The 14659-nt window shown below is 37.9% G+C and carries 12 protein-coding genes; 7 read left to right on the top strand and 5 right to left on the bottom strand.

Annotated elements, in window-relative coordinates; translation table 11 throughout:
- Positions 1–70: 70 nt before the first annotated feature.
- From clpB to LZZ90_RS11145, 4 genes are all read left to right on the top strand, one after another.
- Complete coding sequence (gene clpB, locus LZZ90_RS11160; protein ID WP_237790781.1) at positions 71–2671, top strand: ATP-dependent chaperone ClpB; 2601 nt, start codon at positions 71–73, stop codon at positions 2669–2671.
- 290 nt (positions 2672–2961) lie between these two features.
- Entirely contained in the window at positions 2962–3543 is a 582-nt protein-coding gene (locus LZZ90_RS11155) for an ester cyclase (RefSeq protein WP_237790780.1), read from the top strand.
- 96 nt (positions 3544–3639) lie between these two features.
- Positions 3640–4092 carry a GNAT family N-acetyltransferase gene (locus tag LZZ90_RS11150; protein WP_237790779.1) on the top strand — a complete coding sequence of 151 codons (453 nt, stop codon included), beginning with the start codon at positions 3640–3642 and terminating at the stop codon, positions 4090–4092.
- A gap of 48 nt (positions 4093–4140) precedes the next feature.
- Complete coding sequence (locus tag LZZ90_RS11145; protein WP_237790778.1) at positions 4141–5385, top strand: MFS transporter; 1245 nt, start codon at positions 4141–4143, stop codon at positions 5383–5385.
- A gap of 66 nt (positions 5386–5451) precedes the next feature.
- Here the strand turns inward: LZZ90_RS11145 and LZZ90_RS11140 are convergent, their stop codons facing one another.
- The gene (locus LZZ90_RS11140) at positions 5452–5982 is read right to left on the bottom strand and encodes a hypothetical protein (protein WP_237790777.1); all 531 of its coding nucleotides are present in this window, start codon (positions 5980–5982) and stop codon (positions 5452–5454) included.
- Positions 5983–6291: 309 nt separating this feature from the next.
- The gene (locus LZZ90_RS11135) at positions 6292–6576 is read right to left on the bottom strand and encodes a hypothetical protein (protein ID WP_237790776.1); all 285 of its coding nucleotides are present in this window, start codon (positions 6574–6576) and stop codon (positions 6292–6294) included.
- A 150-nt stretch (positions 6577–6726) separates the two neighbouring features.
- Here LZZ90_RS11135 and LZZ90_RS11130 point away from each other — a divergent pair, with 150 nt between their 5' ends.
- The 3 genes from LZZ90_RS11130 to smpB are packed head-to-tail and all read left to right on the top strand — an operon-like array spanning position 6727 to position 8281.
- The gene (locus tag LZZ90_RS11130; RefSeq protein ID WP_237790775.1) at positions 6727–7284 is read left to right on the top strand and encodes a GNAT family N-acetyltransferase; all 558 of its coding nucleotides are present in this window, start codon (positions 6727–6729) and stop codon (positions 7282–7284) included.
- A 10-nt stretch (positions 7285–7294) separates the two neighbouring features.
- Positions 7295–7783, top strand: coding sequence for a histidine phosphatase family protein (locus tag LZZ90_RS11125; protein WP_237790774.1), 489 nt, complete (start codon positions 7295–7297; stop codon positions 7781–7783).
- Positions 7784–7828: 45 nt separating this feature from the next.
- Positions 7829–8281 (top strand): SsrA-binding protein SmpB, encoded by a 453-nt coding sequence (smpB, locus tag LZZ90_RS11120; protein ID WP_237790773.1) that lies wholly within the window; start codon positions 7829–7831, stop codon positions 8279–8281.
- On the opposite strand, the gene LZZ90_RS11115 is transcribed toward smpB, so the two are convergent.
- From LZZ90_RS11115 to LZZ90_RS11105, 3 genes are all read right to left on the bottom strand, one after another.
- The gene (locus LZZ90_RS11115) at positions 8278–8919 is read right to left on the bottom strand and encodes a protein-L-isoaspartate(D-aspartate) O-methyltransferase (protein ID WP_237790772.1); all 642 of its coding nucleotides are present in this window, start codon (positions 8917–8919) and stop codon (positions 8278–8280) included. The genes smpB and LZZ90_RS11115 overlap by 4 nt on opposite strands.
- A gap of 152 nt (positions 8920–9071) precedes the next feature.
- The gene (locus tag LZZ90_RS11110) at positions 9072–10250 is read right to left on the bottom strand and encodes an efflux RND transporter periplasmic adaptor subunit (RefSeq protein ID WP_237790771.1); all 1179 of its coding nucleotides are present in this window, start codon (positions 10248–10250) and stop codon (positions 9072–9074) included.
- Between the two features lie 6 nt (positions 10251–10256).
- Positions 10257–14600 (bottom strand): CusA/CzcA family heavy metal efflux RND transporter, encoded by a 4344-nt coding sequence (locus LZZ90_RS11105; RefSeq protein ID WP_237790770.1) that lies wholly within the window; start codon positions 14598–14600, stop codon positions 10257–10259.
- Positions 14601–14659: the final 59 nt, after the last annotated feature.

Raw genomic sequence — 14659 nt, 5'->3', positions numbered from 1 at the left:
TGGAACACAAATTGTCTATTTGATTGCAAAGCTAAACAAAAACAACAATTGACATACAGCATTTAACATTATGAACTTAAATAACTTAACAATCAAATCGCAGGAGGCTCTGCAACAAGCACAGCAAATTGCACAAAGCAACGGCCAACAACAGTTGGAAAATGAGCACATCTTTAAAGGAATTTTAGAGGTGGACGAAAACGTGGCGCCTTTCATCTTAAAAAAACTGAATGTAAACGTAAACCTATTCAAACAGATTTTAGACAGCACCATTCAGAGTTTTCCAAAAGTATCGGGTGGCGAATTAATGCTTTCCCGTGAAGCCGGAACCACCTTGAACGAGGCCAATATCATCGCTAAAAAAATGAACGACGAATACGTTTCCATCGAACATTTAATTTTAGCGATTTTCAAATCAAAAAGTAAGGTTGCCCAAATCTTGAAAGATCAAGGTGTAACTGAAAAAGGTTTAGAAGCAGCAATCGCCGAAATCCGTAAAGGAGAACGAGTAACTTCCGCATCAGCCGAAGAAACCTACAATGCCTTAAACAAATACGCAAAGAACTTAAATCAGTTAGCCAATGACGGTAAACTTGATCCGGTGATTGGCCGTGATGAAGAAATCCGTCGCGTGTTGCAAATTTTATCGCGTAGAACTAAAAACAATCCAATGCTTATTGGAGAACCCGGTGTAGGTAAAACCGCCATTGCAGAAGGCTTAGCACACAGAATCGTTGCCGGAGACGTTCCCGAAAACCTAAAAGACAAAGTAGTTTTTTCTTTGGATATGGGAGCCTTGATTGCCGGAGCAAAATACAAAGGAGAATTCGAAGAGCGTTTGAAATCCGTAGTGAAAGAAGTAACTTCTGCAGAAGGTGACATAGTACTTTTCATTGACGAAATCCACACTTTGGTAGGCGCCGGTGGTGGAGAAGGCGCTATGGACGCGGCAAACATCTTAAAACCCGCCTTAGCTCGTGGTGAACTAAGAGCTATTGGCGCAACCACTTTAGACGAATATCAGAAGTATTTCGAAAAAGACAAAGCCTTAGAACGTCGTTTCCAGAAAGTTAATGTAGACGAACCGGATACCGAAAGTGCGATTTCCATCTTACGTGGTATCAAAGAGAAATACGAAACACATCACAAAGTACGAATCAAAGACGATGCGATTATTGCGGCTGTGGAATTGTCTCAGCGTTACATCACCAATCGTTTCTTGCCGGACAAAGCCATCGACTTAATGGACGAAGCGGCTTCTAAATTGCGCATGGAAATCAATTCCAAACCGGAAGAATTAGACGTTTTGGATCGTAAAATCATGCAGTTGGAAATCGAAATTGAAGCCATCAAACGCGAAAACGACGAAAACAAATTAAAAGTCCTTGGTTTAGATTTAGCAAACTTAAAGGAAGAGCGCAACGAAGTATATACCCGCTGGAAATCGGAAAAAGATTTAGTCGATAACATCCAATCGGTGAAACAGCAAATTGAAGATTTCAAAGCCGAAGCCGAACGTGCCGAACGCGATGGCGATTACGGAAAAGTAGCCGAAATCCGTTACGGAAAAATCAAGGAAGCTCAGGAAAAACTGGACGGTTTGCAAAAACAGTTACAGGAAAACCAATCCGATAAATCGCTAATCAAGGAAGAAGTAACCCACGACGACATCGCCGAAGTAGTAGCCAAATGGACCGGGATTCCCGTTACCAAAATGCTGCAAAGCGAACGTGAAAAGTTATTAAAACTCGAAGACGAATTACACCGCAGAGTAGTCGGTCAGGAAGAAGCCATTCAAGCCATTAGTGATGCCGTGCGCAGAAGTCGTGCCGGATTACAGGACGCCAAAAAACCAATTGGTTCCTTCCTTTTCTTGGGAACAACCGGTGTCGGTAAAACAGAATTGGCAAAAGCCTTGGCAGAATACTTATTCGACGATGAAAACGCTATGACGAGAATTGACATGAGCGAATATCAGGAACGCCACAGCGTAAGCCGTTTAGTAGGTGCGCCTCCGGGATATGTTGGGTACGATGAAGGCGGTCAGCTTACCGAAGCCGTGAGAAGAAAACCGTATTCCGTAGTATTACTTGATGAAATCGAAAAAGCGCACCCGGATACGTTCAACATCCTGTTACAGGTTTTAGATGAAGGTCGTTTAACCGACAACAAAGGTCGTCTGGCTGATTTCAAAAACACGATCATCATCATGACTTCCAACATGGGAAGCCACATCATACAAGAGAAATTTGAGAACCTAAAAGGAGGAATCGAAGCGGCAACGGAAGCGGCAAAAGTGGAAGTTTTAGGCTTGTTGAAACAAACCGTTCGTCCGGAATTTATCAACCGTATCGATGAAATTGTGATGTTCACACCTTTAACCGGCGAAAACATCCGTGAAATTGTTGGTTTACAGTTAAAAAGCGTGATTAAAATGTTAGCACAGCAACACATTTCAATGGACGCGACTCCTGAAGCAATCGCCTACCTATCTGAAAAAGGTTACGATCCGACTTTCGGGGCAAGACCGGTAAAACGTGTAATTCAGAAGGAAGTGTTGAATCAGCTTTCCAAAGAAATCCTCGCAGGGAAAATAGCAACTGAGAGCATCATACTGCTGGACAGTTTCGACGGACAACTGGTTTTCCGAAATCAGACAGACAAAGAGTAATTTAGTTTTTCATATTTTTTTATTTGGTTTTTGGTTATACCCGACTGGTTTTTAAACGAATCAGTCGGGTATTTTTTTTGAGCGAAGGGGTCGTGAACTTTTGAAATCCCTATTCCTGCTTTACGCTTTACAAGGTAACGCTCCAATCAGGGCTAAATAGTAATGGTCGTACATAAAATCATTGCTTTTATCGTGATTTTCCTTCCTTTGTCGACATTTTATATAAAATAAAAATACTTGATTTTCAACAACTTAACTTTACTAAAAATTACTAATTAATTAAAGACAATATGAAAACAACTGCCAGAAACTTTACATTTCTATTAGGCTTTATAATTGCAGGAAGTTTTATTTCCTGCAACAAAGCATCAAACAACAATGATTTGGAAAACAAAGTAAAAGAACTCCAAGCTGAGCTCGATAAATACAAAGCCGATGAAAAATTACAAAACGAGCGCCTGGCGCGCTTTGATTCACTGGATTTCGATTATTACAGTAACCAAAAATGGGACAATTTCAAAGAAAGCCATGCCGATAACATTAAAATAATTTATCCGGACGGAAGCATTTCAACCGATTTGTTTCCACAACATATCGACTTACTGAAACCCATGTTTGTTTTCGCTCCCGATACCAAAATCAAAACACATCCCATAAAATTTGGAAGAGGCGACTGGACTTGCGTAGTGGGCGAAATGGAAGGAACCTTCTCTGCTCCTATGCCGATTGGTGGCGAAAAAACAATTCCCCCAACCGGAAAAAAATTCAAACTAAGCATGGTTACCATTGGACATTGGGGAGCGGATGGAAAAATGACCGAAGAGTATCTGTTTTGGGATAATCAGGCTTTTATGAAACAAATCGGATTATAAAAAAGGGCAGCAAATGACAGGAGTACATTTGCTGCTTCTATTGGCTTTCATTTATTCTAATTTAATTGATAATTTAGATGAAATTTAATTCAAAGAATGGAACTCTTATCTTTTAAAAAAGACACTTTCGAAATCTGTACCGATAAAACCAAGATTGACGCAATTGCAGTTCACGATTTTTTAAGCAACCACTCCTATTGGGCGAAAAACATTCCTTTGGAAACCGTTCAAAAAGCCATAGAAAATTCACTTTGTTTTGGAGTTTATCAAAACTCCATACAAATTGGTTTTGCCAGAGTAATAACCGATTTTTCAACTATTGGCTATTTGGGCGATGTCTATATTTTAAACGAATTTCGTGGCAAAGGATTATCAAAATGGCTGATGAAAACCATTATGTCCCATCCCGATTTACAAGGTCTGAGAAGATGGATATTACTAACCGCCGATGCTCATGAATTGTATAAACAATACGGATGGAAAGAAATCCAAAGACCTGAACGCTATATGGAGATTTTCAATTCTGAAGTTTATTCTTCAAATTCTTAGTAAAATCAATCTTTTTTCTATTTTTGAGCACCAAACCACAAACCAAAAATGGAAGAATTCACCCTTAACGAGAAACTGAAACACCTTTTCTCCTTTCCAGTAATTGTCGCGGCCTTAGGTTATTTCGTAGACATTTACGATCTATTGTTATTTGGAATCGTTCGTGTTCCCAGTTTGAAAGATTTACAGCTCGATGCGGATACGGCAGGAACCATGATTTTAAATTTCCAAATGGTTGGTTTGTTACTGGGCGGGATTCTTTGGGGTGTTTTAGGAGACCGAAAAGGAAGACTTTCGGTATTATTCGGTTCAATTTTGGTTTATTCACTGGCTAATATTGCCTGCGGCTTTTTGCCTCAAATGCCTTTTGAAGATAAAACAACAGTTTATGCGGTGTTACGTTTTATTGCCGGAATTGGCCTAGCCGGAGAATTAGGAGCCGGCATCACCTTGGTTTCGGAATCCTTACCAAAACAATTGCGCGCTATCGGAACATCCATTGTTGCAGGATTTGGTTTATTAGGCGCAGTAGTTGCTCAATTAACCGTTGAATTGGCTGGTGATTGGACTATCGCTTATTTTATTGGTGGTGGTTTAGGGCTTCTGCTTTTATTTCTAAGAGTAAGCGTTGTAGAATCAGGAATTTATAATGATATCAAACACGCCGAAACCATTCAAAAAGGCAACTTCTTTTCATTTTTCACCAACAAAGAACGTTTTATCAAATACATGAAATGCATCGCAATTGGGTTGCCAACCTGGTTTTGCATCGGGATTTTAGCCGTGATGGCCAATCAGTTTGCTCCGGCTTTAGGTATTTCAAGCATTGTTCCAGGAAAGGCAATTATGTGGGCTTATGTTGGAATATCCATCGGTGATTTTGCAAGTGGATTTATTTCTCATTGGCTTCGTTCGAGAAAAAAAGCTATTTTTTATATGATGCTTTTTACTTTGTTGGGAATCGTTTTGATGCTTTTCAGTGGAAAATCTTCGGAGAATCTGTACTATTTTTATTGTGCTTGGTTAGGATTGGGAACGGGTTATTGGGCAATGTTCGTTACCGTTGGATCGGAACAATTCGGAACAAACATTCGCAGTACTGCCACAACAACAATTCCAAACATGGTTCGAGGAATGGTACCTGTTATGCTTTTAGCTTTTGACAGTTTAAAAGTAAACAACGGAGTCATTACTGCCGCAGCAATTGTTGGATTGGTAGCCTTTACTCTTGGAATTTACTCAACGCTTACCATTGAAGAAACCCACAATAAAGATCTCGACTTCACAGAATAACAAGCAAAAAGCTATCTTTTTGAAGATAGCTTTTTTATAGATACGACTTTAATTCTTTGGGAGACATCAGCCTTTAAGTATTTCGCCTTTTGAATTTACCACTATTTTTTTAGTCTCTTTATCTTTGGTGAGTTTTAAGTTGTATTGCTTTTGAGTAATATCTCCATCCTCTTGTGAATAAAAATACTTATCGTTTACAATTTTCCAGCCAGGATAGTTTTTATACACTCCGTAAACAACATTCATTGGAAGTTTTACATTTTCATATTTTTCAACTACTCGTGTAAGTTTTCCTTTTTCATTGTAAGTAGCAACTAATGAGCCGTCTTTTACTCTCATTGTAACTAAATAGTTTTCATATCCTTCATAATCTTTACCTAAATCATACGCAATGAACTCATTTTGCAATTGTCTTATTTTTGCATCCTGGTTTTCAAATTCCGGAAGATAAACGGAAAAATCATCACCGGCTCTTTTAATAACAATTTCCGGTAATTTTTTTGCATCCATGGCACCCTCACTCGACGTTCCTTTTTCCTGTGAATATCCCACAAGAGAGAAACTAAAACTAATTAATAAACAGATGATTGATTTCATAATGTTCGATTTTTGATTTATAAATAGTATTTACAATGTATAACCCAAAAGGCATTTGGTTACTTCCCCTTTTTGTTACGTGAAATACATTATTTGATTCAAAAAGCAAACCTGCATTAGTAATCAATTCTTTCTCTTCATTGTGCGTCTTACCTCATAAGAATTTATATATGTGTAGATGGGATTTTATTATCGTAAAGTTAGTTTTTTTATTTGTGTTAACTTGTTAAAAAAATCAGTATAATATGTTATAATTTTACAAAAACAATCTCATAATCAAGCACATAAAAAAAGCTATCCAGAGATAGCTTAAATAGTTTTGTAAATTCTTCGTATAGGAATTACAACTCCTTGTTTTAAAATTATTCGTTCTTCGGTAACTCCCCAAATGGTGGTATCGACCATTTTTTTAGAAGTATCATCTTCAAAATAAATTTTAATTTTCAGATGTTCCAGATTTCCTAAAGTTAGTGCACGGTCTAGATCGTTTTTGCGTTGTTTGATGGCGTCTTTATCATCATCTAAAACATCGCCGTCGGGAAACGATAATGCACTGATTTTTTCTTTGTCGATTGTTTCAAAATTAAATTCCATAATAAGTAATAATAGTTAGTAAGCCTGTATTTTCGGTTTTCTAAATTTAACAATTTTTATTAACAAAACATACAATAATTTTTTTTTCATTAATTTTCTTAAAATTCTTTTTTAAGAGTAATTTTATTGCGAACCAAGATTCTGAAAAGTATGCTCGTATTTGATTTTACAAATTTTCCAATATTAAACACTCAACGTTTGACCTTACGTCAAATAGTTACTAATGACGCTAATGAAATGTTTGCGCTTCGTTCCAATCCGGAAATCATGAAATATATTCCCCGTGAACTTCCCAAAACAATAGACGATGCTATTAAACACATCGAATTCATGCAAGGGCTTTTAGAAAGCGGAGAATGCATCAATTGGGCAATTTGCCTTAAAGATGATCAAAAACTAATCGGAAATATTGGTTATTTCAGAATGCAGCCTGAGAACCATAGAGCCGAAGTCGGTTACATTCTTTCTTCTGAATTTCATGGAAAAGGGATCATGCAGGAAGCTTTAACTGAGATTATCCGTTACGGTTTTGAAGAAATCAAACTCCATTCAATTGAAGCAGTTACCGCTCCTGAGAATGAGTCTTCGTGGAAATTACTGGAGAAAAACGGATTTGTTCGTGAAGGTTATTTTAAACAAGATACTTATTGGCAAGGAAAATTTTTGGACAGCTATGTCTTTTCGCTCCTAAACCCAAACGAAAGTTAATTAAATTTTGATGATGAAATTCTTTCTTACCCTTATTACAGCACTGTTTATGCAGTTTGGAATTGCTCAAAATACATCAACAACTTTATATTTTATCCGTCATGCGGAAAAAGTAGATAATTCACTTAATCCCGATTTATCGGAAGTTGGCTTGAAAAGAGCCGAAAACTGGAGCAAAATATTTTCTGCTATTCGTTTTGATGAAATTTACAGCACTAACTATAAACGAACCATTGAAACTGCAACTCCTACAGCTGAGAAAAATAAAATCAGCATCAAAATCTACGATCATAAAACTATTGATATTGCGTCTTTTATAAAAGAAAATTCAGGAAAGAATGTACTTTTGGTCGGCCACAGCAATACGATTCCAAATCTTGTAAATCAAATAATCGGTGAAAAAGTTTATCCCGATATCGAAGATACAACTTTTGGAAACCTGTACATTGTAACTATAAGTAATACATCAGTCACCCATCAGTTATTGAAATTACCTTAAACAACTATTGTTCCTTCTTCAATTTGTTCTTACATTTGCGCTCCTATGCAAAAAACAGTCAACATACTTAACAAAAGAGCCAAATTCGATTATGAAATACTCGAAAAATATACGGCTGGAATTGTGTTGACCGGAACCGAGATCAAATCAATTCGTTTAGGGAAAGCCGGAATTGCGGAAAGTTTTTGTGAGTTTCACAATAATGAACTTTTTGTAATCAACTCACACATAGAAGAATACCTTTACGGAACGCATTACAACCACAAGGCTAAAAGCGAACGCAAGTTATTATTAAACAAAAAGGAATTGAAAAGCCTTTTAAAAAGTGTTCAGAATAAAGGTTTAACTATCATTCCATTACGTCTTTTCACCAACGAAAAAGGATTGGCAAAATTAGACATCGCACTTTGTCGCGGTAAGAAAAACTACGACAAGCGTGAATCTATAAAAGACCGCGATACCAAACGTGATCTAGATCGAATTAAAAAAGCGCATTAATTTTTATCTTCCAATAAAGGTACAAAACGGAAATCTCCAAATTCGTGTTTTTCAAACTGGGTTTCGTTTTTACGGATAAGTAATGTCATCACCTGAACATCTTCTCCAACAGGAATAACTAACCTTCCCCCTATTTTTAACTGTGCCATCAAAGGTTGCGGAATAAACGGAGCGCCTGCAGTAACAATAATACTGTCAAACGGAGCATATGCCGGTAATCCTTTATAACCATCGCCAAAAGCTAAATGTTTCGGACGGATGTGCAATTTCGGTAATAAAAGTGAAGTCGATTTGAACAATTCATTTTGCCTTTCGATGGAATAGACTTTGGCTCCGATGGTACACAGAACTGCGGTCTGATAACCTGATCCTGTACCGATTTCCAATACCTTGTCGTCTTTTTTCACCTGAAGTAATTCGGTTTGAAAAGCCACAGTGTAAGGTTGAGAAATAGTTTGTCCTGCCCCAATCGGGAAAGGTTTGTCCTGATAGGCAAAATCTTCAAAACTCGAATTCAAAAACAGATGGCGCGGAATCTTTCTGATTGCTTCCAATACGTTTTTATCGGTAATCCCCTTTCGTTCCAAAAGGCTTACCAATTGATTTCGAAGTCCTTGATGTTTGGCTAAATCTCTCACTTTTTCGGCTTATTTGTTTCTGTAAAATTAGCAAAGAAATCGGCATTCTAAAATGGAAAAGACAATTTTAACCTAATAAGGAAAGCTTTTCCGCTTTAGAATTCTTAATTGCTTCATGTTGCCAATTTTACAGATTCAAACAAACCCTTTTTTTATTCTTCTTCTGTATTTTTTAATTTCATCAACAAAGTATAAGCGCCTTTGTTTACTATAGTTTTTCCTTTAAGTTCATCACTGTTTTTTATCGTGACAAAACCGTTCTCTTCTTTGCCTAAAATCACTTCCTGCAATTTGTAAGTTTGCTTTTCTGTTGTTATAAACACAAAATTTTTGCTTTCAAAATTTACAATACTTTGCTCCGGTAGTGAATTATCAAGAGAACTTACGGTTTCAATATCAGCATTCATGTATAAACCCGGAAGTAATTCTTTCGAATATTCAGAAAAAGAACAATGAATTTCTGTTACCCCATTAGTAGCAATGTCTTTATTAATGAGCATTACTTTTGCCTTGTATTTTTTATCCGGTTGTGCATTACTGTAAGCAATGAGCGGCTGTCCGATTTTTAAGGCATTCACATCACTTTCATAAACTTTCAGATTCAGATGAATATCCAACGGATTAATCAGTTCAAACAAAATATCGGAAGGTGTAACATACTTCCCGACATTTACATTCACTTTACTCACAAATCCGTTAATTGGGCTTAAAACCGAAATACTTTTGGAAATTTTAGCCGCCGTGAGCGCATTTGGATTAATGTTGATAAGTTTTAACTGTTCACCCAACGCATTCATCGCCACTTGCTGATTGGTCATCTCGGTTTGCGCCTGTTGCATAATTTTGTCACTGGCTGCCTGACTTTGATTTAAATCTTTCTGGCGTTTATAATCCAGAAGCGCATAACTGTACTTTGATTTTGCCTGCAGATAATCCTGTTGCAATTGAACATATTCCGGATTTTCCATCGTAGCCAACACCTGCCCTTTTCTAATTGGCATGCCCGGAAGGAGTTTGGTATTTTTAAGATATCCGCCCAAAGGAACACTCACCGAAATCATGTTTTGTGGCGGAACATCAATTTTTCCGTTTAATTGTAACACATTAGCCATGTTTTTTTCGGATAACCTGGTGAAGGTTAATTCTGCATTTTTGAATTGTGCATCGGTTAAAACCACAATATTTTCATCAGCTTTCACTTGAGATTGCGGTTCCGTTTTTGGTTCGGATTTACAGTTTATAAAAAGGAACGATAAGCCCAGCATTATGAAAATGCTGCTGTATCGGTACACAAACGCTGGTCTATTTTTAACAGAAGAGAAACGATTCATCTGATTTTAATTTAAGTTAAGATAATTGATTTTTACTATACTTTCGTTCAAAGCCCACACAGCATCTGCATAATTATTCTGAACATTTATTGCCTGATTTACAAGCATTACAAAATCGAGATAATTGATTTCACCGTTCACAAATTGAAGCTGCGCCGTTTTTAGGATCGTATCTGCGTTTTTTAATCCGATTGACTGATATTGCGTAACTATTTCAAGATTGCTTTTATATGATACCAAAAGTTTACTGCGTTCGGTTTGCAAGGCTGCCTGAGTAGTTTGAATTTCCTGTTGGGCTATTTTCTCAGCAATTTTAGAGGTTTGTACTCGGGCGTGTTGTCCGAAAGTAAAAACAGGTAACGAAATCCCCGCCTGAACCGAATGGAATCGTGTACTGGTAGTATAATCAACACCATCAGGACCTACACCTTTAAAACTCGTATTGTTATACCCCAGTAATAATGACGGTAAAAGTTTAGCACGTTCTACCTTGGTTTGCTTTTCAGCAATGTTTTTTTGCTGTTGCATTTGAAGTAAATACGGATTTTGAGAAAGATCATCCTTTGTTTCTGTAAGCCTCATAATCTGTTCAGAAGTATCCGGCAGAAACTGATTTTCGGCATTGAGCAACAATTGAAACTGAAGCGAAATCAATGCAATTTCCTGACCTAGCTGTTTCAGGCGAATCATGATTTCGCTTTTCTGATTTTCCGCAGTTACTTTTTCCAATACATTGCTTTCTCCTTTGCGCAAACGAAGTTCGGATTTTGCATAAAAATTACTGTAAAGCGTGTCTGCCTTTTTCAAAAGTTGCTCTTTTTGCTGTAAATAAAGTAAAGCATAAAATGCCTGTGTTACCGCTTTTTTGAGTTCGAATTCCTGTAACGAAACGCTCAGAACGCTTTGTTTCCATTCTTCAGTGTTAAGTTGTTTTTGACGACTGTACAGCGTTGGCAATGCAAAACTCTGACTAATACCGAATTTTGTGTCGTTGTAAACGCTGTTAATCTGTCCGTAATCTGCAGTCAGATTGGCTTGGGGCAAATCGGGTGCGGTTTTGATCATTGCTTTGGCGTATTCCGAACGCAGTTTTTCACTTTTCAGTTTGTGGTTGTTTTCCAAAGCAGTCGTTAGTGCATCATTCAGACTGATTTTTGTTTGAGCATTTGCAACTGTTCCGGTTAAGATCATCAGGATAAGAATAACAGGCATTTTTTTTTTGAAACTATTCATAGGAATTCCTTTTTCAAATTGAATAAATAAAAGCGGTAACACGAAAAGCGTTAAAAAAGTAGCCACCAGTAAGCCGCCAATAACCACTGTGGCTAAAGGTCGTTGTACTTCGGCTCCCGCACCATTGCTTAAAGCCATTGGCAAAAATCCTAAAGAAGCTACAAAAGCGGTCATCAAAACCGGTCGCAGCCTTTTTCGGGTACCGTCCACCACCACGCGGGTTATGTTGGTCATGCCGGATTTTTTAAGGCGGTTGAATTCGGCAATCAGTACAATTCCGTTCAAAACCGAAACCCCGAAAAGGGCAATAAAACCAATGCCGGCACTAATACTGAACGGCATACCTCGCAAAGCCAAAAAGAAGATCCCACCGATAGCCGACAACGGAATCGCCGTATAAATCAATAAACTGTCTTTGATCGATTTAAAAGCAAAAAACAATAGAATGAAAATTAATACTAAAGAAACCGGAACGGCAATCATCAAACGGTCTTTAGCCTCATTTAGATTTTCAAAAGAACCACCATAAGTAATGGAATAACCTACCGGCAACTTAATTTGATTCCCAATTTTTTGCTGCAATTCCTGAACGATACTTTGTACATCCCGATCTTTTACATTAAAACCGACAATAATCCTTCTTTGGGCATTTTCCCTCTGAATTTGGTTTGGTCCGTCTTTAATTTCCACACTGGCCAATTGTCCTAACGGAATTTGTTCTCCTGAAGCTGTTGGAATCAAAAGTTGCTGAATATCATTAAGATTTTTACGGTTATCGGATTTGAGGCGAACTACCATATCGAAATGTTTTTCCCCTTCATATACCAATCCGGCTGTTTGACCCGCGAAAGCAGTATTTACCACACGATTAACATCTGCAATGGACAAACCGTATTGTGCAATCATCGGTCTGTTGTACTGAATTATAACCTGAGGCATTCCGGTAATGGGTTCAACATAAAGATTTTGCGCCCCTTTAACCGTATGCACAATCTTCCCAATCTTAGAAGCCGTGGCTGCAAGCGTATCGAGATGTTCCCCAAATACTTTTACCACCACATCCTGACGGGCTCCGGTCATAAGCTCATTGAAACGCATTTGCACCGGATACTGAAACCCTACGGTAATGCCGGGAACATCTTCTAAAGCCTTGCTCATTTTTTCAGAAAGCTCCGGAAAAGTTTCGGCTGAAGTCCATTCTTTTTTGTCTTTGAGCACAACTATCATGTCGCTGGCGTCCATCGGCATGGGATCGGTTGGCACTTCCCCGCTTCCGATTTTGGTGACTACTTTTTCCACTTCAGGAAAACGCGTTTTCAGGATATGAGCTGCTTTTTGAGAACTCTCGATAGTGGTATTCAGATTGCTTCCGCTTAAAACTCTTGTCTCGACTGCAAAATCTCCTTCTTCCAGCGACGGAATGAACTCACCTCCCATCTGTGAAAGCGTAAAAATGGCAGCTACAAAAAGAGTTAAAACCGACAGTAATACAAACTTAGGTTGTTTTAAAATCCTTACCTGTAGTTTTTGAAAAGCCGCTTCCACCTTAGCCATAATTCTGTCTGAAAGGTTAGGCGCATGACTGATTTTTCGGCTCAAAACAAAAGAACTCATCATCGGAATATAGGTTAACGACAATAAAAAGGCACCTAATAAAGCAAAAGCTACTGTTTGTGCCATAGGTTTGAACATCTTCCCTTCGATTCCCTGTAATGATAAAATAGGAAGATAAACGATCAGAATAATTACCTGACCAAAGACCGCACTGTTCATCATGGTACTGGCCGAACCAATAACCGTGTTATCCATTTCATTTTTGGACAGATTGGTCATTTTTTTGAATTTCGCATTATGCGATAAATGGTGCATGACCGATTCCACAATAATAACCCCACCATCGATAATTAAACCGAAATCAAGTGCGCCTAAACTCATTAAATTCCCGCTGACACCGAAGAGGTTCATCATACAAATCGCAAACAACATCGACAACGGAATAACGGAAGCCACAAGCAAACCGGCACGAAGATTTCCGAGAAACAATACCAAAACCAATACAACTATTAAAGCACCTTCCAACAAATTGGTTTCTACAGTACCAATGGCATTGTTTACCATTTTAGTTCGATCCAAAAAAGGTTCAATAACAACACCTTTAGGCAATGTTTTCTGGATTTCAACAATTCGTTCTTTTACATTTTTGATGACGTGATTACTGTTTGCTCCTTTTAACATCATCACAACAGCACCGGCTACTTCACCATCGTCATTATAGGTTAAAGCTCCGTATCTTGTCGCAAATCCTGTTTGTACTTCGGCTACATCTCTTATAAACAAAGGAGTATTTCTGTCTTTGGAAACAATCGCAATGTTTTTAATATCTTCTATACTACCGATTAACCCTTCACTTCGAATGTATAAAACCGTTGGTCCTTTTTCAATATAAGCACCACCCGTGTTTTGATTATTGGCTTCCAAGGCATCAAACAAATCGTTAATTGTTATGCCGTGTGCACTTAATTTATCGGAATTGACCGCAATTTCAAACTGCTTTAATTTTCCTCCGAAACTACTTACTTCGGCAACGCCTTTAACACTAAGCAGTTGGCGGCGAACAATCCAATCTTGAATGGTACGTAACTCCGTTAAACTGAATTGTTTTTCGTATCCTTTTTCCGGTCTTACAACATATTGGTAAATTTCACCCAATCCGGTGGAAATAGGCCCCAATTCCGGAGCACCAATCCCTTTTGGAATTTGATTTTGAACCTGCTGCAATCGTTCTGCCACTTGCTGACGAGCCCAGTAAATATCGACATCATCTTCAAAAACAATGGTTACCAATGATAATCCGAAACGGGAAAAACTGCGAATTTGGCTGGTTCCTGCAATATTGCTTACAGACTGTTCCACCGGAAAGGTGACAAGACGTTCAATATCGTTGGCCCCAAAAGAAGGCGCAACTGTGATTACCTGAACCTGATTGTTGGTGATATCGGGAACGGCATCAATTGGTAATTTTGTGGTTTGATATACGCCCAGAATGATAAGAGCAATAACCATCAAACCTACTATAAGTTTATTCCTTACGGAAAACTCTATAATTTTAGTAAGCATAATGCTAATCTTATTTAAACTTTTGAAACAAAACAGAAACAAACATCTCAAAGACATTT

Source organism: Flavobacterium sp. SM15, from assembly GCF_022012335.1.
In the GTDB taxonomy this organism is placed as follows: domain Bacteria; phylum Bacteroidota; class Bacteroidia; order Flavobacteriales; family Flavobacteriaceae; genus Flavobacterium.
Note: the sequence above shows the minus strand (reverse complement) of the source record. Positions and strands in the feature narration are given on the sequence as shown.

Excerpts from the sequence above, each read along its gene's own strand:
- LZZ90_RS11145 (WP_237790778.1), top strand. The coding sequence starts at position 4,141 with ATGGAAGAATTCACCCTTAACGAGAAACTGAAACACCTTTTCTCCTTT.
- LZZ90_RS11110 (WP_237790771.1), bottom strand. The coding sequence starts at position 10,250 with ATGAATCGTTTCTCTTCTGTTAAAAATAGACCAGCGTTTGTGTACCGA.
- LZZ90_RS11140 (WP_237790777.1), bottom strand. The coding sequence starts at position 5,982 with ATGAAATCAATCATCTGTTTATTAATTAGTTTTAGTTTCTCTCTTGTG.
- LZZ90_RS11150 (WP_237790779.1), top strand. The coding sequence starts at position 3,640 with ATGGAACTCTTATCTTTTAAAAAAGACACTTTCGAAATCTGTACCGAT.
- LZZ90_RS11105 (WP_237790770.1), bottom strand. The coding sequence starts at position 14,600 with ATGCTTACTAAAATTATAGAGTTTTCCGTAAGGAATAAACTTATAGTA.
- LZZ90_RS11135 (WP_237790776.1), bottom strand. The coding sequence starts at position 6,576 with ATGGAATTTAATTTTGAAACAATCGACAAAGAAAAAATCAGTGCATTA.
- LZZ90_RS11130 (WP_237790775.1), top strand. The coding sequence starts at position 6,727 with ATGCTCGTATTTGATTTTACAAATTTTCCAATATTAAACACTCAACGT.
- clpB (WP_237790781.1), top strand. The coding sequence starts at position 71 with ATGAACTTAAATAACTTAACAATCAAATCGCAGGAGGCTCTGCAACAA.
- smpB (WP_237790773.1), top strand. The coding sequence starts at position 7,829 with ATGCAAAAAACAGTCAACATACTTAACAAAAGAGCCAAATTCGATTAT.
- LZZ90_RS11125 (WP_237790774.1), top strand. The coding sequence starts at position 7,295 with ATGATGAAATTCTTTCTTACCCTTATTACAGCACTGTTTATGCAGTTT.
- LZZ90_RS11155 (WP_237790780.1), top strand. The coding sequence starts at position 2,962 with ATGAAAACAACTGCCAGAAACTTTACATTTCTATTAGGCTTTATAATT.